This is a genomic window from Pseudomonadota bacterium, from assembly GCA_018823135.1.
Lineage (GTDB): Bacteria > Desulfobacterota > Desulfobulbia > Desulfobulbales > CALZHT01 > JAHJJF01.
The window spans coordinates 54367-76166 of record JAHJJF010000070.1 but is presented as its reverse complement, the minus strand read 5'-3'; the positions used below and the strand labels follow the sequence as shown (position 1 = coordinate 76166).

Here is a 21800-nt window from a genome sequence, read left to right as displayed (position 1 = left end):
ATGTCACGACGAATTGTAGATCTGACGTTAGCAATCTCAGAAAGTATGCCGACTTTTTCCGCTCCCTGGCATCCGGTTGTTGAGATCAGACAACTTGGTCATCACGGGATAGAAAACAGAGAAACCCGCCGACTTGTGATCGGAACTCATACTGGGACCCATGTGGATGCACCTCTCCATTTTATTGAAAATGGTAAAACGATAGATCAAATTCCTCTGGATATTCTGGTCGGGCCCGCCAACATTATTGATCTTACCTGGGCGGATGACTCTCATGAGGTTTCCAAGGACGAACTTTTTGAAGCGATTGCTGGCAGAGATGTAACAAGATTAATACTTAAGTACGGTTGGGATTCCAAAATAGGATCAGACTCGTATTTCAAAGACCATGCATTTTTGTCTGAATCGGCATGTCATTATTTAGTCAGCGAAGGGTGCCTTTTGCTGGGTATGGATACAGCTCAACCAGATAACCCTTTAAATTGCAAAGGGAGCGAAAACGATGCCCCCAATCATAAGATCTTACTTGAAAATGGAGTTATTCTGGTCGAGTACCTTGTAAACCTCGAACTCTTGAGAAAGACCGCGGTCGAACTCGTTGTCGCCCCACTGAAAATTTCTGGTGGAGACGGTGCGCCTGCGAGATGTTTTGCAATTGAAAATTATGACGATTGAGACTTGAGGTATTTGATGAGACATACGGAACAATGGATTACCGATTGGTTTGCAAAAATCAGCAAACTTCCAGAGGGTTTTAAGTTCCAGAACTACTTCGAACTTGGGTTAATCGATTCTTTTGGGGTCCTTGAATTAATAGATGATTTGGAAACGGAGTTTGGAATCAAATTCAGTGAGCAGCATTTCCAGGATCGGCGATTTGCATCCGTCTCTGGATTGACCGAAATTGTCAGTGAACTTCTAGAGGACAAGGCTGAATTATGAATGATGAGTTCATAAAATGGGCTGACGCCTATAAGAAATTCCAGGGCGATGGATCGGAATTACTCTGGCCCAGTGAGACCCTGATTCGCCTGTTCAAAGGGAGCTATATCCCTGGCTTAGCGAAATATTTTTCCGGAAAAAAGTTACTTGACGTTGGTTGCGGCAACGGGAACAATCTTATTTTCCTGGCTGGTCTTGGCCTAGACTGCAGTGCCATAGAAGTTACTCAGGGAATCTGTGACGATATCAGCAGGAAGTTCAGGGTATTAGGTAAAGATATCGACGCCCGCTGCGGAACCAACGTTTGTATTCCCTTCGAGGAGAATTCTTTTGATTTCCTTGTCTCTTGGAATGTTTTGCATTACGAGAATTGTGAGGATGGAATTGAACAGGCTTTGAATGAATACGTCCGTGTTCTGAAGCCTGGCGGGCGCTTTTTCATCTCTACTACCGGTCCTGAACATAAGATTCTTAAAGATAGTGAACCCCTTGGAGGTCACCGATTTAGAATAGGCCGTGAAGATGATTTCAGGAAGGGGCAAGTATTTTATTATTTTGAAACTGAGGAGAACATACAGAGGGTCTTTTCCCGTTTTTTTTATCAAGTTCAAGTCGGCCGGACTCATGATTATCTTATTTCAGATATTTTAGATTGGTTCATTGTTACTGGAGTGAAAAGCTGAGTTCTGTCATGACTATCTCATATAATCGTCAAATTTTCAGTGAATCGTTGCAGGCTTTAGGTATTGTCGAGGGAGATATCCTCTTTTCACACAGTAATATTGGTTTTTTCGGTTTCCCTGAAGAGGGTCGTACGGTGGACGTGGCTTGTCATGTCATCCTGGATGCAATCTTTGATGTAATAGGTCCAACAGGGACTCTAGTGGTACCGACATTCACCTATTCTTTTCCCAAAGGACAGGTCTTCGATCCCGACATGACTCCTTCTAACTGTGGCATCTTTACCGAATTCGTGCGATCTTTGCCCAATGCTTGTAGATCTGAAGACCCCTCCATATCAGTCGCATCAATCGGCCAGATGGCCAAACTACTGACGGCCGACGCTCCGGAAAACAGTTATGGATCTAATTGCTTTTTTGAACGATTTCTTGAAGTAGGGGGCAAGGTATGCAATATGAATTTCGATGCTGGATCGACCTTCCTGCATTATGTTGAGAGAAAACTGAAAGTCCCCTACCGGTTTGACAAGTCCTTTGAGGGAATAGTCGTAAAACGTGGTAATTCCTATCATCGTAGATCTACCCTCTGGGTCCGTTATCTCTCTTCAGATGATACCCAGGCAGTCTTTGAGCCTTTCGATAAATTGGCTTCACAGCAAGGTATTTATAGGAGACATAGAGTCGGCAGAGGTTTCATCGGGGTAATTTCAGCCCAAGACACTTTTGATCTTCTTCGGAGAACACTGCCGGAGCGCCCTTGGATACTGACCAAAGCAGAACAGAATGGAACCTTTCCCAAACTTATTCCGGAAGGTTGATAAATGAAATCTATTGGTGAAGAAATCTACGCTTGGGTCAAAGATCTTTACCCAATTAACCGTAGCCTGAGTGGGGACGGAGTCCGGCAGACACTAATCTACCTCAAGGGAATCCTGCCGAATCTAAAGATCGTTGAAGTGCCGTCAGGCACCAGAGCCTTCGACTGGACTGTTCCAGACGAATGGAACATTCGTAGTGGCTTTATCGAGGATGAAAAAGGCCATCGCGTGATTGATTTCCATCGATCCAACCTGCATGTAGTGGGTTACTCAGAACCAGTTGACAGGATGATCGATCTGGACGAACTGCAAAAACACCTTTATTCTCTGCCCGAACAACCTGATGCTATACCATATGTGACCTCATACTATAAGCGTCACTGGGGGTTCTGCCTTTCTGAAAACGTCAGGAAGTCCATGGATCCAGGGGGGTATCATGTCAGGATTGATTCAACACTAGCACCGGGGTCTCTCACCTATGGAGAACTAATATTGCCTGGTAGTTCATCACAGGAAGTATTGCTGTCGACTTACATATGCCACCCGGCGATGGCCAATAATGAACTATCCGGTCTGTGCGTGGCAACGGCTCTGGCACGTTGGCTTCAGGGTTTAGATAAAAGGCGTTACACCTACCGGATTCTTTTACTTCCAGAAACAATCGGTGCTATTACTTATCTCAGCATAAATCTTGAAATGATGCGGCAAAATACAATGGCTGGTTTTGTCTTGAGTTGCCTCGGTGATGATAGAGAATACTCCTATGTCGCGTCTCGTTTTGGCAATACCCTAGCAGATAAGGTTGCGAAACACGTCCTTAAGCATCATGCCCCCGATTTCAAATATTACTCATTTCTTGATCGTGGCAGTGACGAACGACAGTATTGCAGTCCCGGCGTCGATCTGCCGGTCTGCACACTTTGTCGCTCCAAATATATGGAATATCCTGAATACCATACTTCACATGATGATCTATCCCTGGTTACACCAGCCGGTCTTGAAGGAGGCTACCAGATGGTTCAAAAGTGCATATTAGCGCTGGAAAATAATATTAAGTACCGCTGTGTGGTTCCATGTGAACCGCAACTGGGAAAACGTGGCCTCTACCCCTCACTAAGTACCATTGAAAGCAAGGTAACTGTTGCGACAATGATGAACTTTCTGGCATATGCTGATGGGGCTCACGATCTGATTGATATCAGCGAAATTATCGGTGTCTCTATCGCCGATCTTTATCCTGTAGTGGAGAGTCTCAAGGAGGTAGGCCTACTTGCAACAACCTCGGAAGAAACTGCCCCGGAATTATGAGAAAAGAGCGCAAACGAATAATGTTCAGGGTTGATTCCTCGACAACTATTGGCAGTGGGCACGTCATGCGCTGCTTGACTTTGGCCGCTGAGTTACGAAAAATAGGAGCAGAGACGGAGTTCATTTGCCGAGAACTTCCCGGGAACCTGTCCGGACTGATTCGTCAGCACGGCCACTTTGTACATCTTTTGCCAAGAAGTGAACGAACCAATCGATCTAGTGATTGGTGCTCGCATGCGACGTGGCTTGAAGTTCCATGGAAACAGGATGCCAATGAATGCCTGCTGGTCATGAAACAGGGAAGTTCTTGTGAATGGCTGGTTGTTGATCACTATGCTCTCAATCAAAATTGGGAACAGACGTTGAGACCGCACGTCGAGAAAATCATGATAATTGACGATCTGGCAGATCGTGTTCATGATTGTGACTTGCTTCTTGACCAGAATTTATATTCGGAAGAGGGTCGTTACGATGGTCTTCTTCCAATTGAGTGCCTGACCTTATTGGGGCCAAAATTTGCTTTATTGCGACCTGAGTTCAAAGAAATGCGGGCGCAGCTTAAGAAACGTACAGGCAAAATTAATCGGATCCTGGTGTTTTTTGGTGGGGTTGATGCCAGCAACGAAACCGCAAGAGTGATCAAGATTATCAGATCATTACCTCAGAAGAATGTTTTTTTAGATGTTGTGGTCGGAGCTGCAAATCAACACAGGATGGAAATCGAACAACTCTGCTTAGAAATGCCGCTGGTCAACTATCATTGTCAGGTCTGCAACATGGCTGAACTTTTAGCGGCAGCTGATTTAGCAATCGGTGCTGGGGGGGGGACATGTTGGGAACGGTGCGCATTGAAACTCCCCTCCATAATTATCTCGTTGGCTGAGAATCAGATTAGGATTGCTGAGAATCTCTCCAAGGTTGGTGCAATACAATATCTGGGCGAGTATCAACAGGTTACGTTCGATGATATCATAAACGCCCTCAAAATGTTTTTTTCTTCTCCTGGAAAACTAAAAGAAATGGCAGAAAGAGCTGGCTCTTTGGTGGATACTCATGGAGTGCGCAGGGTGATTAATTTTATGGAGCAAATATGAGAATCTCTATTCTTTGCAGTAAAGGACACCCGGTTACTTTGTTTTTGAAAAGATGGCAAAAGGAGAATTCTGATCTGCATAGCATTGAATTAGTGAATGCAAAACATGAACTATTGGGCGGTGATATTTTATTTCTTATCTCTTGTCATGAAATTATTGGACTTGATATTAGAAGTATGTATCAAAAAACCCTCGTCATCCACGCAAGTGATTTACCTCGAGGTCGTGGCTGGTCTCCTCTTGTCTGGCAAATTCTAGAGGGTCATAATTGTATTACTGTTAGCTTACTGGAAGCCGAAGACGCTGTTGATTCAGGAAAAATTTGGACCCAGAAGAAAATGTACTTAGAGGGACATGAACTTTATAACGAAATAAATGATCAGTTATTTCAGATTGAACTTGATCTCCTGAGCTTTGCGGTTGACAATTTGCAGTCAATTAAACCCCGCCAACAAGAAGTAAGTGAAGCGACCTATTATACTCGTAGAAACCCGGGGCAAAGTAAGCTAGACACAATGAAATCTATTGCAGATCAGTTTGATTTACTAAGGATTTCAGATCCTCAAAGATATCCGGCGTTTTTCGATTTTGCAGGGCATCGTTATAAAATTGAAATTTCTAAAATTACCATTGAGGAAGAGTGACAATAATATGGAGTCAATACAAATTGGCAACAGAACACTTGGTAATAAGTTTACCCCTTTTATAATTGCCGAGATGTCAGGTAACCACAACCAGTCGCTAGAACATGCCTTGACAATCGTCAAGGAGGTCGCGAGTTGTGGTGCCCACGCTCTGAAGCTACAAACCTATACTGCTGCCATTATGACTCTGGACATATCAGATCGGGAGTTCCGTATCAACGACCGGGAAAGTCCATGGTATGGACGGACCTTGTATGATCTCTATCAGAAAGCCCACACTCCATGGGATTGGCATAAACCAATTTTCGATCTTTGTAAAGAACTAGGCCTGATCTGCTTTAGTACTCCTTTTGATGAGACGGCTGTTGACTTCCTCGAAAGTTTAAATGTGCCCTGTTACAAGGTCGCTTCATTCGAAAATATCGATTTACCTCTGATCAAAAAAGTCGCTGCAACCGGCAAACCCCTGCTTATTTCCACCGGGATGGCGACAATCGCGGAACTTGATGAGGCTGTCAGGACTGCCAGGGAAGCTGGTTGCAAAGATTTGATTCTTCTCAAGTGCACAAGCACCTACCCTGCTTCACCCGAAGACTCCAATCTTCAGACAATCCCACATCTGCGTGATCTGTTTGCTTGCGAGGTTGGTCTTTCTGATCACACCATGGGCATCGGCACTGCGATTACGGCAGTGGCCCTTGGAGCATCTGTAATCGAGAAGCACTTTACATTGTCTCGAGATGCTGGGGGGGTAGATTCATCTTTTTCCATAGAACCGGCGGAAATGCGAGCCCTGGTTGTTGAAGCTGAAAATGCCTGGAAGTCCTTAGGCACAATAACCTATGGACCAACAGAAAAAGAAACAGCGTCTCTTGTTTTCAGACGTTCAATTTATGTTGTTGAAGATATGAACAAAGGAGATGTGTTCACTAAAGATAATCTCAGGGTAATAAGACCGGGATATGGACTTCAACCTAAACACTATGAAGCAATCATTGGAAAGAAAATAAATAAATCGGTAACCAGAGGCACCGCTCTTTTGTGGGATTTAATCGATTAGATAAACTGTCAATGCATAATGATCACATAACATCAATTCCCGCAGTACTGCTATTGCTAGAGGAAATTTCATGAATGTCTTTTTTTTCTTTATCGGAGTCCCGACACCAATTTTTGAGACAGAGCTGGAATTAATCCGCAATCATGATAAATCTGGAGATAAAGTCTATGTACTCCAGTGTCAAGGAAATCTAGAAACTTGCCATTGGAACTTTACTTATAGCAAAAATAAATGTGCAGAGTGTCGCTCCCGCTTCAAAAATGGTTGGAGCGCCTTAAATCCGAGTGAAAATATTGAATTGAAGAAATTCCCTCCTATGAGGAAACTATCCTTTGAGGACGTTCCTCAAAATTTTGATTCGGTTGAGGAACTCAAGTCGTATCGTTACGATGGAGAAAAAATTGGGTATGGAATTGCCTCAAGCCTCATTTCAAGATTCCGTGACCATCGTTTCGATACAAATGTATACTGCCAAGATATCCTCAAAACGCTGCGGTCATCAGTGCATGTCTACGAAACACTTAAAAATGAGTTTAGAGAAAATAAACCGGACCGGCTCTATGTTTTCAACGGCAGAATTGCAAATCACTTACCCGCAATATTACTCTGTAAGCGAATGGACATTGAATATTACACCTATGAAGTCCCTCCATCTTTAAATCGTTATCTTTTACAAAAAAATGCTACTATCCACGATCCCTATGCTGTACATGAACAGATGGAACAATTATGGCTGGCTGAAGAAAGTGATCGAGAAAAAATTGCGAAATCATGGTTTGAGCAGCAAAGGGCTGGTGCCAAAAATAATAGCATTATTTCATATACTCAACACCAGAAGAAAGACCTTTTGCCGGATGGTTTTGATCCAGAGAAGAAAAATATTGCTATCTTCAACGGCACTATTGATGAATATGCGGCAATAGATTCCTATGATAATCCTATCTATAGTCCTGATGAGACAGCTGGTATAGGAAGAATACTGGAGGATTTTCAACACGACAATCGCTATATGTTCTATTTACGTGTGCACCCTCATATGAAGAAAATATCCCGTAGCAGAAATAGCCAGCTTAGGGATATCGATCTACTTGCTTCGAGATTCTCAAACCTTTGTGTTATTTGGCCCGCTGAGATTATTGATTCTTATGCATTACTTGATTCTTGCGAAAAGGTAATTACTTTTGGTTCGACGATGGGAGTTGAAGCTGCATACTGGGGGAAACCGTCCATTTTGGCCGGTGGCCAGAGTTTATATAAATACCTCGGTTGCGTTTATTTGCCTAAAAGCCATGAAGAAGTTGTCAAATTACTTAAACAGGAAAATTTACCCCCTTTACCTACTGAGTTAGCACTGAAATACGGTTACAGACAATTGTCACTATGCTCAGGCAACCCATTCAAATATTTTAAAAAAACGGGCAGAAATAGTGGAACTTTCGATGGTATCGCCATTCAACCGGACGTCATCCCCTGGGTATGGTTCAAGGTCACTCAATTTTTCAGAAGAGTAAAAATTGCTATTTCAAATCCCAGACTGCTGAGATCTATGCTTACCGATAAATAACCAAATTAAGCAGGCATTTTAAAAAAAACATCTACTCAGGCTGATAAAGACAACAGTAAAATCAAGAACGGTCCCTTTTTGAAAAACCCGATACGCAAAAGCTATATAGATGTGCCGTCAGAAAAAAAAATGACGGACTTGAAAAAAATTTTCCATCTAAGCAAAGGAATCCTGCTGTCACCAGTTTATTGGCTGCTGGCACATAAGTTTGATACACCTGGTTTGAAATTCCATAAAGAATGTGTTTTGTTCGGAATCTATTTACTCTTGAAGAGTAGAACCTTTTCATCTTTGCGCCATGTATATAATCTACTCTTCTTCCCAATGGAAACTACCCGGTATTTCGAGTTTGATTTTGTCTGGGAATCACTCAACCAGTCACCCGTCAACTGTTATCTGGATGTGTCGTCGCCCCGCATTCTTCCCTTACTCTTTTTGCATAAAAACTCTGAAGTAAAAGCAGAACTGATTAATCCCGATATAAAAGATTTTGCAATAACCGCCGGACTTATTGATGCCTGTAATCTGAGTGACAGATGCAGCCTGCATGATTGCCTGATTAATAATGTGCCTTTTGAAAATGCATCCTTTGACCTAATAACATGTATTTCAGTACTTGAACATATCCCGGATAATGATACAGCTCTCATTAAAATATGGGGTTTGCTGAAACCGGGAGGCAAACTGCTTCTGACTCTGCCGTGTCTGGCTGAGGCGACCGAACAGTATATCAGTAAAAATAAATACGGAGTGCTTTTACCCGGTGCCGATGGTTATACCTTCTGGCAACTTTACTATGACCAGAATCTCTTGGAGCAAAAAATATTTAATATTATCGGTGAGCCTGTACACAAAAAGGTCTACGGGGAAAAGCATGCGGGATCTTTTGCAGAAAATTCACAGCAGAAACGACTGCGGGGGGCTTACCCATTCTGGCGCGAACCCTTTATGATGGGCGAAGAATACACTTATTTCTCTTCAATAAAGGATCTGCCGGGAGAAGGAGTCATCGCCATGGAATTTATCAAACAATGAGTCCTGCCCTTTCAATCCAAAAACAAATCTGACAAATTGTGCACTATTAATACGGAGAATGTTTATGGCTGAAACCCTTGGGTCGTTATGTGACAAGTTGACTGTTGTCAAACTTAAACAATTTCATACAGAACAGAGTTCTGTACTCCAAAGCCTGGATGTGCAGAAAAAACAACTGCAATCTGAAATTGACGGATTCATTGCCGCTGCCGTCAGTGGAAATATTCCGCTGGAGCATTTAGTCTTTGCCTCGAATAAAATCTACCGGAAAGAAGGAAATGCTGTCGCCGATATCCAAGGATCGTTTGGCGAAGTCTTTTCCCGACTGGCTGAAATAAACTGCAACTTATGGCATGAGCAGGAAAAAGTTTATGAGTTTGAAAAGGTGCCGTCAGAACAAAAAAATACGGTGGTCAAAAATCTTGCTTTGCTGAACCTTGAGCGGAACAACTGTATTGATCGGATTAACATGCAATTTTCTGATATAATCCAGAAGAAGTGATTCAGCTAATTTTATTGGAGACATCTATATGCATTTATCTCATAGAAAAACTTGCCGGGTTTGTGGCTCTCATGCCCTCACCAAGGTGATCCACCTGGGCGAACAACACTTACAGGGTTCTTTTGTCAAGCCGGGCAAAGAAGAACCACCAAAACGCAAAATCCCCTTAACCCTCCTGAGATGCGACCCAACAAAAGATGAGCGGGCCTGTGGCCTCCTGCAAATGGAGCATACTGTCCCCCCGGAGGTACTTTATTCTGCCTACTGGTATCGATCCGGAACAAACAACACCATGCGTCGACATTTACGTGAATTAGTGGAGGAGGCTATGGAGACTTCTTCCGAAACTGCTTCGCGGGTCCTTGATATCGGCTGTAATGACGGGACCCTTTTGCAATATTACCCGGATGAGTTTGAAAAATATGGTGTGGACCCCTCTGATGTTGCGCAGGAAATAAAAGGAAATATTACTGTGATACAGGATGTATTCCCTTCCGAGGAACTCAAAAGCCGGCTGCAAGGAAACAAGCTGGATATCATCACCTCAATTGCCATGTTTTATGACCTCGAGGATCCTATTGCATTTACCAAAGGTATTAAAGATGTTTTAGCACCGGCAGGTGTCTGGATTTTTGAAATGTCCTACATGCCACTCATGCTGAAAATGACTTCATACGATACCATTTGTCACGAACATCTTGAATACTACAGTCTGGCGGTGATCGAATACATTCTGAAACAGGCCGGGATGAAAATTTTCAATGTCTCCCTTAATTCAATTAATGGGGGAAGCGTTCGGTGTTTTGCCACACATGTTAATAACTTCACATACAAGAACGAGGCGTTCATCCACAATATCAAGCAAATGCGCCAGCAAGAATTTGACATGGAACTGGATACGGATAAACCTTACAAAAATTTCCAGGATCGTATCAATGTTCATCGTGATGAATTGAAATCCTTACTTAATAAATTAAAGCAGGAAGGTAAAAAGATCCATATTTATGGCGCATCTACAAAGGGCAATACAATTCTCCAGTGGTGCGGAATTGACCAACGAATCATTGATTGTGCTGCAGAGCGTAATCCTGACAAATTCGGCGCTTTCACCCTAGGCACTGATATACCAATAGTCAGTGAGAAAGAATCTCGTGCCATGGCCCCCGACTATTATCTGGTTCTGCCCTGGCATTTCAAAGAGGAGTTTGTTGAACGCGAAAGGGAAACTCTTGCAAAGGGTATTGGTTTAATCTTTCCTTTACCTAAAATTGAGATCATAAAAACTAGCTAGATGATTTCCCGCACTGCTATTTGTTCGATTTCTTCTGGTTCAGGATAACAAATGAACGCCATAATTTTCGGAGCCAACAGTCAGGATGGTCATTATCTGAATGAACTTTGTAAACTTAAAGGTATTGAACCAATTGGAGTTTCACGATCAGGAAATTGGATTCAAGGGGATATTTCCTGTTATGAACTCGTTGAACGTCTAATCAAAAAACACCTGCCGGCTTATGTTTTCCATCTCGCAGCCAACTCAACAACCCGTCATGATGCTCTGTTTGAAAATCATGCAACAATCTCCACCGGGACACTGAATGTCCTTGAGGCAGTTAAACGGCATTCACCGGACACGAAAGTGTTTATTACCGGCAGCGGTGTTCAGTTTAAAAACACCGGTAAACCTATTTCAGAAAATGATGCATTTGAGGCAAGCAGCCCTTATTCGGTGGCCCGGATCCAATCTGTATATGCGGCAAGATACTATCGTTCGTTGGGAGTCCGTGCATATGTCGGCTATCTCTTTCATCATGAAAGTCCACTGCGTAAATCAACCCATGTAAGTAAAATGCTAACGACCCTGGCAAAACGTATTTCCCAAGGGGCTAATGAGATCATAGAGCTGGGTGATATTACTGTTGAAAAAGAGTGGACATTTGCCGGCGACATAGCAAAAGGTATTTTCACCCTGGTTGAACAAGACGCGATTTTTGAGGCCACAATAGGTTCAGGAGAGGCTTATTCAATTGAACAATGGCTGGAGTTGTGCTTTAAACTCATTGATAAAGATTGGCGCAAATATGTCAGGCAACGTGCGAATTTTATTCCTGAATATAAGCGCCTTGTATCAAATCCTGCGACTATCAACGAACTTGGTTGGTCTCCATCTGTGAAATTACCAGAATTAGCTAAAATGATGCTAAATGAAACAACTCAAAATTTTTCATGAATGGACTTAAACATAAAACATATCTCCCCTTCAGCCTGACAATTCCTAGTCAATTTATTAGTCAGAAATTATGAAAAAAATACTTCTCGGGCAATTACACGCCAATGGTGATTGTCTCTATGCTACGGCTATTGCTCGGCAAATCAAAACCGACTATCCTGGATGTCATCTGACCTGGGCAATAAGTTCTCTCTGTGTTTCAATCCTGGATGGCAATCCTCATGTTGATGAAGTATGGGTGGTTCAAATTAATAATCGTGATGAAGTAGATAATGCATGGAGACAATTTGAAAAAGAAGCTTTAGCTATGCAAAAAAAAGGTGCATTTGATGAAGTTTTTTTGACTCAAATTCGTCCCGGCAACCCCCAAAACTTCGATGGGACTGTAAGGTCCTCAATTTTCAGAGCATACCCAAGGCCAATCACCGTCCCAATAACTCCAGTATTGGTACTATCTTTAAACGAGATAGAGAATGTTCGGAAATTCGCGCAATCACACAACCTTGAAAAAAAATCATATGTGATTTTATTTGAGTGCGCTCCTAAAAGTGACCAATCACTTGTTTCGCCGATTTTTTCATTAAATGTAGCCCGAAAACTCATTTCAGAAATCCCCAATGCATGCGTAATATTATCATCAAACATCCCTATCGATTCAAAGGATAAGCGCATCATTGATGGAAGTGTCCTTTCGTTTCGAGAAAATGCCGAATTAACAAAATATTGTACTTTATTGGTGGGATGCTCTAGTGGTATTTCCTGGATCTGTACTTCTGATTGGGCAAAACCGCTGCCCATGATCCAAATTATAAATCCATTTACATTTTGTTTTGCTTCATTTATCTATGACCACAACTATTGGGATTTACCAATTGATTCTATTATAGAAATAGCGAACTGCAGTGAAGATAAACTGATTGAATGTGTTAACTCGGTTGTTTGCGAAGGATTTAACTCGGCTAGATTACAGTTTAATGAATTGATCCTTTTTAATTATTATGCCTTTTTAGTCCTTTTTTTTAGATTTGTGCGTCATGGTGAATTTCGAAGGGTTATTACTCTAATTAAATCATACTACCAGCGACACGGTATAACTGTAAATATGATCAAATCCTTTTCACCAAAATTTTTTGCCGCTATATTTAAAAAAACAATTTCATCCTCTTTCCGATGAAATATATCGGTTGCATTCCTTGACTCAATGCCTGAAAGGGACTTTTGGGGTTGAAAATAAAATACTTGTTCCCATTATTGGCTGTTAATCAGCTTTTAATCTTCGGAGATCATTATGACAACATTTCATATGATCAGGAATAGTTGTGGAAATGAAAAGATCAAAAAATATTATTGGCAACTCGGTTGATTCCCTCGCAGAAAACACTCCTTCTCCCTTTATTTCAATAATCGTTGCAACGTTAAACAACTCACAATTTCTACAACAATGCATTGAAAGCATAATTTCTCAAACGTATACTCACAAAGAAGTCATAGTAATAGACGGCGGATCAACAGACCTTAGTTTGAAAATTATCAAAAAACTTGATCATGATATCAACTACTGGGAATCAAAGCCGGATCGCGGTATTTACCATGCCTGGAATAAAGCCCTGAAACATGCAAAAGGTGATTGGGTTTGTTTCCTTGGGGCCGATGATTTTTTTCATGATGAAAATGTTCTTACAAGCCTTGCGCCTCATCTTCAGCGGGCTGAGACTCAAGGGATAAACGCTGTTTATGGCAAAGTCACGAAAGTTGACCATAAAGGTATTATTATCAGGGTTGAAGGAAAACCCTGGGACAAGGTGGGCTGGTTGATGCGACACGGAATGCCCATCCCGCATCCAGGATTAATGCACCATAAAAGTATTTTTGAAACCCGTGGTCTTTTTGACGAGTCTTTCAGAATAGCCGGTGATTATGACCTCTTGCTACGGGAACTGAAAGATGGAAAAGCCATGTTTGTTGATACGGTATTAACCGTTGTCTGCCGGATTGGCGGAGTCGCCGATAGCCGCAGCATCGAAACCCACAATGAAGTAGCTCGGGCCAGAAAAAAACTTGGCCTGCCGTTTTCATGGATCTGGGTGGCTGTGCATTTCAAAGCCCATATCAGATCTGTCTGGCGACGATTATATTCAACTTTTTAATGATGAATATGGACGTCTGTAAAAAACAAAAAAGTGTATAAAATTCCGCCCTCAGGGCTGCCTGTTTACGGCACTAGAAGGGACACAATTTTATAAAAAAATGAGTAATTATATTCCTCAGGGGCAAAAAAATGGATAATTTTGATTTTGAAAGGGCAAAGAAGCAATTTCAACCACCTGCTAGCCTACAACTGATCAAACACAGACAGGAAACAAAAAGTTCAGAAATTATTGGCATCATCAAAGATGACTTATTGTCTAGAAAAATAAACAAAGCATTATCAATTGGTGCCAGCTACTGCTTGATTGAATCAGAGATCAAAACAAAACTACTTCCGGATGTTGAATTTCATTGCACTGACTTTGATAAAGGAGCCCTGGAGTCTTTCGATCAACCAGCATTAATTAAAAAATTTATTTCTGCTACTGAATTAGAATTTCCGGAGGAAAATTTTGACTTTATAATGGCACATCAAGTATTGGAACATATAAATGATTATCCCGTTGTACTAAAATCTATAGAGAAATTTTGTCGCCCAAAAGGCATAATCTACATAAATGTACCAAACCCTTTTTCACCCTTTATCGTAGCTAAAAAAGCTGATGGAACTTTTGACAGGCCATTTATTAAGCGGTTTTTCGTGAATAATTTTAAAAAATTTAAGAAAGATTTTATGTCAAACACGGAAAAATATCATACAGGATTCACCTATAAAACTTTAAGAAAACATTTCCCTGAATCCACATATCAGGTTGTCGATAAAAGACGGACACGATTAAAACAGGAATTCTCCTCAAGTTTTCTTAAATCCCTGGTGGACTTCATTCCATCTATACTTCTGTTCCTTATCGTCCCCACTAATATCTGGATTTTAATAAAGAAATAAAGTGGCACATATGGCTATAGTCTGATTGCTTCATAATATGCCATCTGTTGTGCAGCTATCTCATCCCAAATAAACTGTCTTGCATGTTCCCTGCCTTTCTCTCCCAATTGGATTCTTCTCTGTTTATCAGCAAGTAACTCTTCAATAGCTCGTTTCAACTCCTCTGCATTGCCTGGCTCAACAAGCATTGCGGTCTCGGCGTCCACCACAGCCTCAGACAGGCCGTCAATCAGGGTGCCGATTACCGCTTTGCCTGCGGCATTTGCTTCCACCGCGGTTATCCCCCAGCCTTCAAAGCGGGACGGCATGACCAGAAACATCGCCTTCCTCAACAACTCCAATTTCCGGTCTTCACCCACCCTTCCAAGAAGATCTATCCGATCATCCAGTTTCAAATCCGTTATCAGACTTTTTAGTTTTTTCTTGTCGCGGGCCTTGCCGCTGCCGGCGATCTTCAGCCTGACGTGCCTATCATTGATCTCTGAGAAAGCCTGAAGCAATATATCCAGGCCTTTCATGTACATGTCTATTCTGCCGAGAAAAAGCATGTAGTTTTCCTCTTCAGGAACAAGATTAAAATAAATGTCGTCCACGCCGTTAGGAATATTCATCACCGTTTTTTCAGAATACCGTTCCGTAATTTTTCCCCTTAGCGCCAGGGAAGGAGTAAGAATATTTCTCGACGTTTTGAGGATACTTTTTTCAAACAGATAGGGGATGAAACCAAAGGGAAAAACAAGGCGCAAGGCATGGGAATCCATCAAATGATGGACAATGGTTACATGAGGGGCACGGACAAACAGGTTGGCATAGGATGGCGAAAAGAAGGAAGCATCCTGAACAACAATGTCAGGGGAATATTTCCTTAACACAATCGGACAGAGAAAGGAGAAACTCATGCGGCTCAATAAATACGAACAGGAACTGCCGATCCGCACATAACGTATGTTATTAATTGTTTCATTTTCAGCGCCGGGGAAATTACCGGTAATCACCGTAATTTCATGTTCGGCAGCAAGTCTTTGATTGATTCTTGCAGCCCGCAGCGCCCCTCCCCCGCCACACCAGGGATTCTGCAGATCATCATAAATTACATGGAGGATTTTCATTTGCCGGTGATCTTTTGCCAGTAATAAAAACACCAGGATCCGTACTCATAGAGAATCCACCTGGTCTGTCTGCCCTCTTTCCACCATTTCTGCGCAGAAAAAGGATCGTGCCTGGCGGCAACACTCTGGAGTTCAAATATATCTGAAAATTCATCTTTCCAGATATGCAAAGCGCGGCGGGTATGGGTCTTGCTGGTTGTAATAATGAGACTTTTGCACCCGGAAGCAATAAGTTCATTGCCCACAGCCTTAGCCTCACTCACCGTATCATAAACGTCTTCCGCGCTGATCGCGATAACCGCGCCACGTGACACTCCCAGAACCTCGAGGATCCGCAGAGGCTCCTCCTGCCATTCGCAGCAGGGATCAAATCCCAGGTCCTCAAGTTTCCGTATTTCAGCGTTTTTCCGGTTGCCGTTAATGACAACCTTATCCGCATAGCCGCTGTTATAGAGTTCTGCCGCCTCCATCAGGCGCGAGAAATATTCCATGCCGGTGCTGAGCACAACCACCGCGTCGGCATGCACGGGTTTTTCATCGGCTATCAGAAAATTGGCAATCGGGGGAAGAAAGACTCCCGGCAGAAGAAAAACCAGGATGAGGCAGAAAACCGGAAGCACCCCGAAAATAATCAGTGCTTTTCGCAAAGGTTTTCCGGGTATGCTTTGATGGGGGAGCAACATTGGATTATTCCGTATGTAGCTTGATGGTTTTAAGCAGACTCTTCAGGGATCGGAAGACCCGCCGGATTTCGTCAAGATTATTGATATGCTTCAGGGTCTGGAGAATATAGCCGGGCCGGAAATAAAATTCCCGATAAACGCGGGCAAGGATGTGCTGAAGTTCCTCGCGATCCATGTCCATGGTTTTAACCACCGGTCCGTGGGTCATATCGAATTCATTAAAGCTCTTGGCAAGGATCAGATCGTTTTCTTTGGCATATTCATAAAGCGAAGTGCCGGGATAGCTCATATTGATGGAAAACTGCACCTGATCCGGGGAGAGTTTTTTGGCAAAGGCAATGGTCTGCTCCACGGTTTCCCGGGTATCATACGGGAAGCCGAACATGAACCCACCCAGGGCCTGAATCCCGTGTTTTTTCACCATGGCGACCCCTTCTTCAATCTGCTTGAGGGTCAATCCCTTCTTGATCTTGTCCAGGACCTCCTGAGAACCGCTTTCAACCCCGAGTCGAATCATCCGGCAACCACTTGCCTTCATCTCGGCAAGCATCTCGTCATCCAGGGTGTCAACCCGGCCGTTGCAGGTCCAGATGATGTCTATTTTTTCCTTCCTGAGCCTCTGGCAGAACTCAATGACCCTTTTCTTGTTGGTGGTGAAAGTGCCATCGTCGATATTGATTTCCTTAAGACCGTAGCTGTCCACCAGGTGATGAATCTCGGCCATGACATTATCGATGCTCCGAAAGCGTTGCTTATGACCGTACATGGCTTGCGGCCAGAGACAGAACGCGCAATGGAACGGACAGCCTCTGGAAGTCATCATATTCATGAAAGGCTGTCTGGTGAACCAGGCCTCCACATACCAGTGCCAGGGCACGGTCTCTCTATCGGGAAAGGGGATTTCATCAAGTTTCTGGCAAACTTCACCGTCGCCGTTATCGACAACTTCACTGCCACGCCGGAAAGTAATTCCCTTAACCTCACTCAAATCAACAAGATTGGAAACCACTGCAGCGATTTTGGTGTCGAATTCATGGCGGATAACCACATCGATTGCCGCACATTCCTCAATCACTTCTTTATGGAAATATGTGGCATGGGGGCCGCCGACAATGATCACCGCCCCGGTGGCATCCTTTAAGGCCTTGAGATTTTCATAATCAGCTTCGATGGACGGAGTGGTTGTTTCCATGAAAATCGCGTCAGGCTTTGCAACCCTGGCATGTTCAAGAGTCTGGGGCAGATCATAATCCTGAATTACCGAATCGATATAGGTTACTTCATGCCCGGCAGCTTTCAACTGCGCCGCGCTATAGCCTAAAAATATCGGGTATTGCAGGAATTTATCACTTCGATGCTTGATAATCCTGTTCTGGGATCGGGTGCCGAACCCTTTCCCCGGCCACGGTGGATTTATGATGAGTACGCGCATATATTTCTCTAAACCTTTAAAGCGGGAGGATTAATTTTGGTCAGCATATAGCCCAGTATCTGCGAACAATATCCGGTAAAAAGAAGTATCATAATCAATGGAATTTTCTTGTCAGTTTTATACATATGAAGAATATTTTTAATTGACCATATTCGGAGTTTAACAAAATCGCGACGCTGCGTCACCTTTGTAGAAAACAGATAACTGCTCACCCCGCGGCGATACTGCCAGCGGAGAAAACCCATGAAACTGGTCCTGGGGGCGTGATGCACAATAATTTCCGGACAATATTGTATCCGGTGTCCGGATTTACGCAAGCTATAGGCCAGTAAAGTATCTTCACCACCCGGATACGGGAAGGTCTCGTCAAAGCCGCCGGCTTCATGAAACACCTCCCTCGACATTGCACAATTACACGTGCTTAAGCTTTCAGTGTAGCCATTTTGATCCACCGGCCAGATTTTCTCATAGCCCACCAATCCACCGGCCGGGAACCCCAGTGCGGAGATCGAATCGCCCAGATACGTTGAAGAGGGCAGGACAAGTCTGCCCATTACGGCTTCGGTCTCCCCTTTCTCAAATCTTTTTCTTATTGTATCAAGCCAGCTGGCGTCCACCCGGCAATCACTGTCGGTAAATACAAGAATTTCACCGGTAGCCCTTTGTGCGCCGACATTTCTGCACACCGCAGGTCCCTGGTTTTTTGGCGATTCGATAATCGTCACATCGAATTGTTTTACGATAGAAACACTGTCATCGGTTGAACAATCATCAATAAGTATTATCTCAAATAAACCGCTGAAAGTCTGATTCTTGAGTGAAGTGAGCAGATCAGCAAGGGTCTTTCCTGCATTATAAACAGGGATAATTATAGAAAATTGCATTGTGTTGGTTAAAAAATTACCCATAATAAGGTGAGGGATTTTCAGTGTGATGACGCATAATACCAGTTTTGGGAAAAATATCTGTATCAACCGTCTCAGGCCAGGAATTAAAGGAGATCATTTTTCCAGAGCATTTCAGTATGCACCAGCACGCCTTGAGAATACAAATGCATTGGCGGAAAAAAATCGACTATCATTTGGTCCAGATAATCCTTTTGCAGGCCTTCTTTCACAGGGGACATCAGCAACCAGTGTATTTTATTTTCTACTATATATTCCTTGAGGAGTTTATAATCACCAACTTTTTCGACATAAATAATTTTCGGGAATGTCGAAAGTTTCCAGAAAAATATCGGGTCTCTAAGATGAGGTCCATTAAGATAAAGGCTGGGAAATATCAGGAGTTGCTCATCATCCTTTACATATTCATTAATAAGCCCCACCTTTTCCAGGGAGGTCCGGGCGAGCAATATTTGCCCTGCATCCACTTCCTCAAAATACTTGATGTAGGAAAATTTCAGGACCGGCACAATCAATATCAGAATCAGGATCGCACCTGAAAGCAGGGTCTTGTGGCGATATTTCACTTCCCTGAAAATTAACGGAAATCTATCAATCCATGATGAAAGAGCCGACCATCCGTAGGCTGCAATGATTGCCAAAGCGGGAAAAAGAATTATATTGCCCCAGGCCGGTTTTCCTTTAGAGATGCTCAGGATCAGGTATCCCGGTACAAGCAGGATAATTGGCAGAAGACGTACCGGTTTCCACGAAAGCCTGCCTTTTGCAGTGAATAGATATCTATTCTTATAAACAAGAACCAATAAACCCAGAACCAGGAGAATAAAAACCGGCAAGCCTGAATCATCGGGTAATTTCAACAGATAGTACCATTGTCCGGCATCAAAACCGCCCGCCTCTATTGATTCACCGATAAAAAATGCCTTAAATCCTTTGACGCTCCTGGAGAAAAACAAAAACCACCAGGCGGAGACAATGAATGCGCTGCCAAACACCATGCCCAGGCGCTGCAGACAGCGGCCCTTCTTGAAATCGGCAACGATAATCAGAAAAACTGCAGCAGCATAAAAAAGCGCATTCTCCTTGCCCAATAATGCCAGCCCCAGAAAAACGCCACACAACCATTCTTTTTTTCTTGTCCTCAAAAGGATGTAAAGAGCTGCAATGCAGAAAAAGGCAGCCACCGGATCACGTTTTATCCAGGTATCATAAAAGATCGCTCCGGGCATGAATGCATGAATAATACCGGTGAAAATTGCGATCCGTTGCCACTAAAGATCCGCAACCAGCAACAGCAGAAGGATGAAAGTTACACTGTTCAAGAAAAGGCTCAGCAATTCCATCCTGATTTCAAATCCCTCGATCAGGGGAGAAAGTTGTCTGCCGATTTCCATGTATATCGGCGGGTGCCGGAAATATTGTTCCAGAAACAGAGTGCCGTGACCGGCAAGAGATTTTAAGGCGCAGAGGTTCCAGGCCTCATCCCAGGAAAGGATATGACCAAGCTGAAAAAGCCTGGGCACAACAAAAAATGAGAGGATAAGCAGGACCATCCCAAAGGAAAGAGATCTTCCGGGATAGCGATTCAGATCGCTTTGGGCATAAAGCATTATATGGGATGTCGGTGCGTGTTTATTCACATTGATGATCTTGAAAATATACGAATGCTTATGATAAATTGGTTGAAAAATCGAAATATTATTATGAAGTTAATCATCCGATACATTATACTCTTTAAGTACTTTTTATAAACAGTTAAACTCCTCCCAAAACTGCAAATAATCTTCAAATAAAGTCTCATCACATGGCCGATACAATTACCAAAGATTTCACCTTAAGTATCATAATCCCGGTATTTAACGAACGGGACACTATTGAAGAAATCCTCGTCACTGTTCTTGCAACTCCGTATAAAAAAGAGGTTCTGGTTGTTGACGACGGGTCTTCGGATGGGACAAGAGAGCTTCTTTCTTCCTTCACCCACCCGGAAGTGCGGGTCATAATGCATGAACAAAACTCCGGTAAGGGCAGTGCTCTTCGCACCGGTTTTGCCAATGCTACAGGCGATATCATCCTTATTCAGGACGCGGACCTGGAATACGACCCAGGTGAGTATCATATACTTTTGCAGCCGATCCTCACCGGCAGAGCCGATGTTGTCTACGGCTCGCGATTTGCCGGATACGGCGCCCACCGGGTCCTCTATTTCTGGCATTCCATCGGGAACCGCTTTCTGACGCTTCTTTCGAACCTGTTTACCGACATCAATCTGAGCGACATGGAGACCTGCTACAAAGTTTTCACAAAAGAAGCGATTAAGGGAATTACCATTGAAGAAAACAGATTCGGATTCGAACCGGAAATTACCGCGAAAATAGCTAAAAAGAATTTGAGGATTTATGAAGTTCCGGTCTCATATTACGGCCGCACTTATGAACAGGGCAAGAAAATCAACTGGAAAGACGGCATCCGGGCCGTGATCTGCATCCTCAAGTATAATATCTTCCGATAATCAGTTTCAAACACCTAACTCAGTAAAGTTAAAAACAAAAATGCCTCAGTTGTAGTTGAAGAAAATCATAAAAGCATTCAATTGAGCCGCCAATAGACTCCAAACGAATTGAATTCACCAAGCGCGTGATGCCGGTTAAATTGATTGAGACTTTTTCGTAATCGGATCTCTAATAATCCGCTATTACTACTATTTACTTGCAAAAACAAAAAAGTCGGGTATATTATGAAAATTAAAAATTATCAATG

The 21800-nt window shown here is 43.0% G+C and carries 23 protein-coding genes; 17 read left to right on the top strand and 6 right to left on the bottom strand.

Annotated features, from left to right (window positions below; all coding sequences use genetic code 11):
• The 16 genes from KKE17_07585 (at position 1) to KKE17_07510 (ending at position 14911) form a co-directional block, all read left to right on the top strand.
• On the top strand, positions 1 to 675 hold the full coding sequence (locus KKE17_07585; protein MBU1709849.1) for a cyclase family protein: 675 nt from the start codon (positions 1 to 3) through the stop codon (positions 673 to 675).
• Between the two features lie 15 nt (positions 676 to 690).
• Complete coding sequence (locus KKE17_07580) at positions 691 to 942, top strand: hypothetical protein (GenBank protein ID MBU1709848.1); 252 nt, start codon at positions 691 to 693, stop codon at positions 940 to 942.
• Complete coding sequence (locus KKE17_07575; GenBank protein ID MBU1709847.1) at positions 939 to 1625, top strand: class I SAM-dependent methyltransferase; 687 nt, start codon at positions 939 to 941, stop codon at positions 1623 to 1625. Before KKE17_07580 ends, KKE17_07575 begins: the two co-directional genes overlap by 4 nt.
• A gap of 8 nt (positions 1626 to 1633) precedes the next feature.
• Positions 1634 to 2440, top strand: a complete 807-nt coding sequence (locus tag KKE17_07570; GenBank protein ID MBU1709846.1) for an AAC(3) family N-acetyltransferase — start codon at positions 1634 to 1636, stop codon at positions 2438 to 2440.
• Between the two features lie 3 nt (positions 2441 to 2443).
• The gene (locus KKE17_07565; protein MBU1709845.1) at positions 2444 to 3748 is read left to right on the top strand and encodes a DUF4910 domain-containing protein; all 1305 of its coding nucleotides are present in this window, start codon (positions 2444 to 2446) and stop codon (positions 3746 to 3748) included.
• Positions 3745 to 4842, top strand: a complete 1098-nt coding sequence (gene pseG / locus KKE17_07560; protein MBU1709844.1) for a UDP-2,4-diacetamido-2,4,6-trideoxy-beta-L-altropyranose hydrolase — start codon at positions 3745 to 3747, stop codon at positions 4840 to 4842. Before KKE17_07565 ends, pseG begins: the two co-directional genes overlap by 4 nt.
• Positions 4839 to 5486, top strand: a complete 648-nt coding sequence (locus KKE17_07555) for a UDP-glucuronic acid dehydrogenase (GenBank protein MBU1709843.1) — start codon at positions 4839 to 4841, stop codon at positions 5484 to 5486. Before pseG ends, KKE17_07555 begins: the two co-directional genes overlap by 4 nt.
• Positions 5487 to 5493: 7 nt before the next feature.
• Positions 5494 to 6546: a pseudaminic acid synthase gene (gene pseI, locus KKE17_07550; GenBank protein MBU1709842.1), complete on the top strand. Its 1053-nt coding sequence runs from the start codon at positions 5494 to 5496 to the stop codon at positions 6544 to 6546.
• A 70-nt stretch (positions 6547 to 6616) separates the two neighbouring features.
• A complete protein-coding gene (locus KKE17_07545) occupies positions 6617 to 8110 on the top strand; it encodes a hypothetical protein (GenBank protein MBU1709841.1) in 1494 nt (497 codons plus the stop codon).
• 267 nt (positions 8111 to 8377) lie between these two features.
• Entirely contained in the window at positions 8378 to 9145 is a 768-nt protein-coding gene (locus tag KKE17_07540) for a methyltransferase domain-containing protein (protein MBU1709840.1), read from the top strand.
• 64 nt (positions 9146 to 9209) lie between these two features.
• Positions 9210 to 9647: a hypothetical protein gene (locus tag KKE17_07535; GenBank protein ID MBU1709839.1), complete on the top strand. Its 438-nt coding sequence runs from the start codon at positions 9210 to 9212 to the stop codon at positions 9645 to 9647.
• 28 nt (positions 9648 to 9675) lie between these two features.
• Positions 9676 to 10938: a class I SAM-dependent methyltransferase gene (locus tag KKE17_07530; protein ID MBU1709838.1), complete on the top strand. Its 1263-nt coding sequence runs from the start codon at positions 9676 to 9678 to the stop codon at positions 10936 to 10938.
• A gap of 51 nt (positions 10939 to 10989) precedes the next feature.
• Complete coding sequence (locus tag KKE17_07525) at positions 10990 to 11877, top strand: GDP-mannose 4,6-dehydratase (protein MBU1709837.1); 888 nt, start codon at positions 10990 to 10992, stop codon at positions 11875 to 11877.
• 70 nt (positions 11878 to 11947) lie between these two features.
• Entirely contained in the window at positions 11948 to 13051 is a 1104-nt protein-coding gene (locus tag KKE17_07520) for a hypothetical protein (protein ID MBU1709836.1), read from the top strand.
• Positions 13052 to 13202: 151 nt separating this feature from the next.
• Positions 13203 to 14024 (top strand): glycosyltransferase, encoded by an 822-nt coding sequence (locus KKE17_07515; GenBank protein MBU1709835.1) that lies wholly within the window; start codon positions 13203 to 13205, stop codon positions 14022 to 14024.
• A 131-nt stretch (positions 14025 to 14155) separates the two neighbouring features.
• On the top strand, positions 14156 to 14911 hold the full coding sequence (locus KKE17_07510; protein ID MBU1709834.1) for a class I SAM-dependent methyltransferase: 756 nt from the start codon (positions 14156 to 14158) through the stop codon (positions 14909 to 14911).
• Positions 14912 to 14925: 14 nt separating this feature from the next.
• On the opposite strand, the gene KKE17_07505 is transcribed toward KKE17_07510, so the two are convergent.
• The 6 genes from KKE17_07505 to KKE17_07480 all read right to left on the bottom strand — a co-directional run bounded on the left by KKE17_07505 (position 14926) and on the right by KKE17_07480 (position 20680).
• Positions 14926 to 16020 (bottom strand): glycosyltransferase family 4 protein, encoded by a 1095-nt coding sequence (locus tag KKE17_07505; GenBank protein ID MBU1709833.1) that lies wholly within the window; start codon positions 16018 to 16020, stop codon positions 14926 to 14928.
• Complete coding sequence (locus KKE17_07500; GenBank protein ID MBU1709832.1) at positions 16017 to 16703, bottom strand: YdcF family protein; 687 nt, start codon at positions 16701 to 16703, stop codon at positions 16017 to 16019. Before KKE17_07500 ends, KKE17_07505 begins: the two co-directional genes overlap by 4 nt.
• Before the next feature lie 4 nt (positions 16704 to 16707).
• Positions 16708 to 18135 carry a radical SAM protein gene (locus KKE17_07495; protein ID MBU1709831.1) on the bottom strand — a complete coding sequence of 476 codons (1428 nt, stop codon included), beginning with the start codon at positions 18133 to 18135 and terminating at the stop codon, positions 16708 to 16710.
• Positions 18136 to 18143: 8 nt separating this feature from the next.
• Positions 18144 to 19019, bottom strand: coding sequence for a glycosyltransferase (locus KKE17_07490; protein ID MBU1709830.1), 876 nt, complete (start codon positions 19017 to 19019; stop codon positions 18144 to 18146).
• Positions 19020 to 19126: 107 nt separating this feature from the next.
• Positions 19127 to 20269, bottom strand: a complete 1143-nt coding sequence (locus KKE17_07485; GenBank protein MBU1709829.1) for a hypothetical protein — start codon at positions 20267 to 20269, stop codon at positions 19127 to 19129.
• Positions 20270 to 20311: 42 nt separating this feature from the next.
• Positions 20312 to 20680 (bottom strand): hypothetical protein, encoded by a 369-nt coding sequence (locus KKE17_07480; protein MBU1709828.1) that lies wholly within the window; start codon positions 20678 to 20680, stop codon positions 20312 to 20314.
• A gap of 164 nt (positions 20681 to 20844) precedes the next feature.
• Here KKE17_07480 and KKE17_07475 point away from each other — a divergent pair, with 164 nt between their 5' ends.
• Complete coding sequence (locus KKE17_07475) at positions 20845 to 21552, top strand: glycosyltransferase family 2 protein (protein ID MBU1709827.1); 708 nt, start codon at positions 20845 to 20847, stop codon at positions 21550 to 21552.
• Positions 21553 to 21800 lie beyond the last annotated feature (248 nt).

Bases quoted from the DNA above. Each gene is read 5' to 3' on its own strand.
- KKE17_07585 (MBU1709849.1), top strand. From the start codon at position 1: ATGTCACGACGAATTGTAGATCTGACGTTAGCAATCTCAGAAAGTATG.
- pseG (MBU1709844.1), top strand. From the start codon at position 3,745: ATGAGAAAAGAGCGCAAACGAATAATGTTCAGGGTTGATTCCTCGACA.
- KKE17_07530 (MBU1709838.1), top strand. From the start codon at position 9,676: ATGCATTTATCTCATAGAAAAACTTGCCGGGTTTGTGGCTCTCATGCC.
- KKE17_07565 (MBU1709845.1), top strand. From the start codon at position 2,444: ATGAAATCTATTGGTGAAGAAATCTACGCTTGGGTCAAAGATCTTTAC.
- KKE17_07580 (MBU1709848.1), top strand. From the start codon at position 691: ATGAGACATACGGAACAATGGATTACCGATTGGTTTGCAAAAATCAGC.
- KKE17_07505 (MBU1709833.1), bottom strand. From the start codon at position 16,020: ATGAAAATCCTCCATGTAATTTATGATGATCTGCAGAATCCCTGGTGT.
- KKE17_07535 (MBU1709839.1), top strand. From the start codon at position 9,210: ATGGCTGAAACCCTTGGGTCGTTATGTGACAAGTTGACTGTTGTCAAA.
- KKE17_07485 (MBU1709829.1), bottom strand. From the start codon at position 20,269: ATGCCCGGAGCGATCTTTTATGATACCTGGATAAAACGTGATCCGGTG.
- KKE17_07555 (MBU1709843.1), top strand. From the start codon at position 4,839: ATGAGAATCTCTATTCTTTGCAGTAAAGGACACCCGGTTACTTTGTTT.
- KKE17_07575 (MBU1709847.1), top strand. From the start codon at position 939: ATGAATGATGAGTTCATAAAATGGGCTGACGCCTATAAGAAATTCCAG.
- KKE17_07570 (MBU1709846.1), top strand. From the start codon at position 1,634: ATGACTATCTCATATAATCGTCAAATTTTCAGTGAATCGTTGCAGGCT.
- pseI (MBU1709842.1), top strand. From the start codon at position 5,494: ATGGAGTCAATACAAATTGGCAACAGAACACTTGGTAATAAGTTTACC.
- KKE17_07545 (MBU1709841.1), top strand. From the start codon at position 6,617: ATGAATGTCTTTTTTTTCTTTATCGGAGTCCCGACACCAATTTTTGAG.
- KKE17_07515 (MBU1709835.1), top strand. From the start codon at position 13,203: ATGAAAAGATCAAAAAATATTATTGGCAACTCGGTTGATTCCCTCGCA.
- KKE17_07500 (MBU1709832.1), bottom strand. From the start codon at position 16,703: ATGTTGCTCCCCCATCAAAGCATACCCGGAAAACCTTTGCGAAAAGCA.
- KKE17_07490 (MBU1709830.1), bottom strand. From the start codon at position 19,019: ATGCAATTTTCTATAATTATCCCTGTTTATAATGCAGGAAAGACCCTT.
- KKE17_07510 (MBU1709834.1), top strand. From the start codon at position 14,156: ATGGATAATTTTGATTTTGAAAGGGCAAAGAAGCAATTTCAACCACCT.
- KKE17_07520 (MBU1709836.1), top strand. From the start codon at position 11,948: ATGAAAAAAATACTTCTCGGGCAATTACACGCCAATGGTGATTGTCTC.
- KKE17_07475 (MBU1709827.1), top strand. From the start codon at position 20,845: ATGGCCGATACAATTACCAAAGATTTCACCTTAAGTATCATAATCCCG.
- KKE17_07525 (MBU1709837.1), top strand. From the start codon at position 10,990: ATGAACGCCATAATTTTCGGAGCCAACAGTCAGGATGGTCATTATCTG.
- KKE17_07495 (MBU1709831.1), bottom strand. From the start codon at position 18,135: ATGCGCGTACTCATCATAAATCCACCGTGGCCGGGGAAAGGGTTCGGC.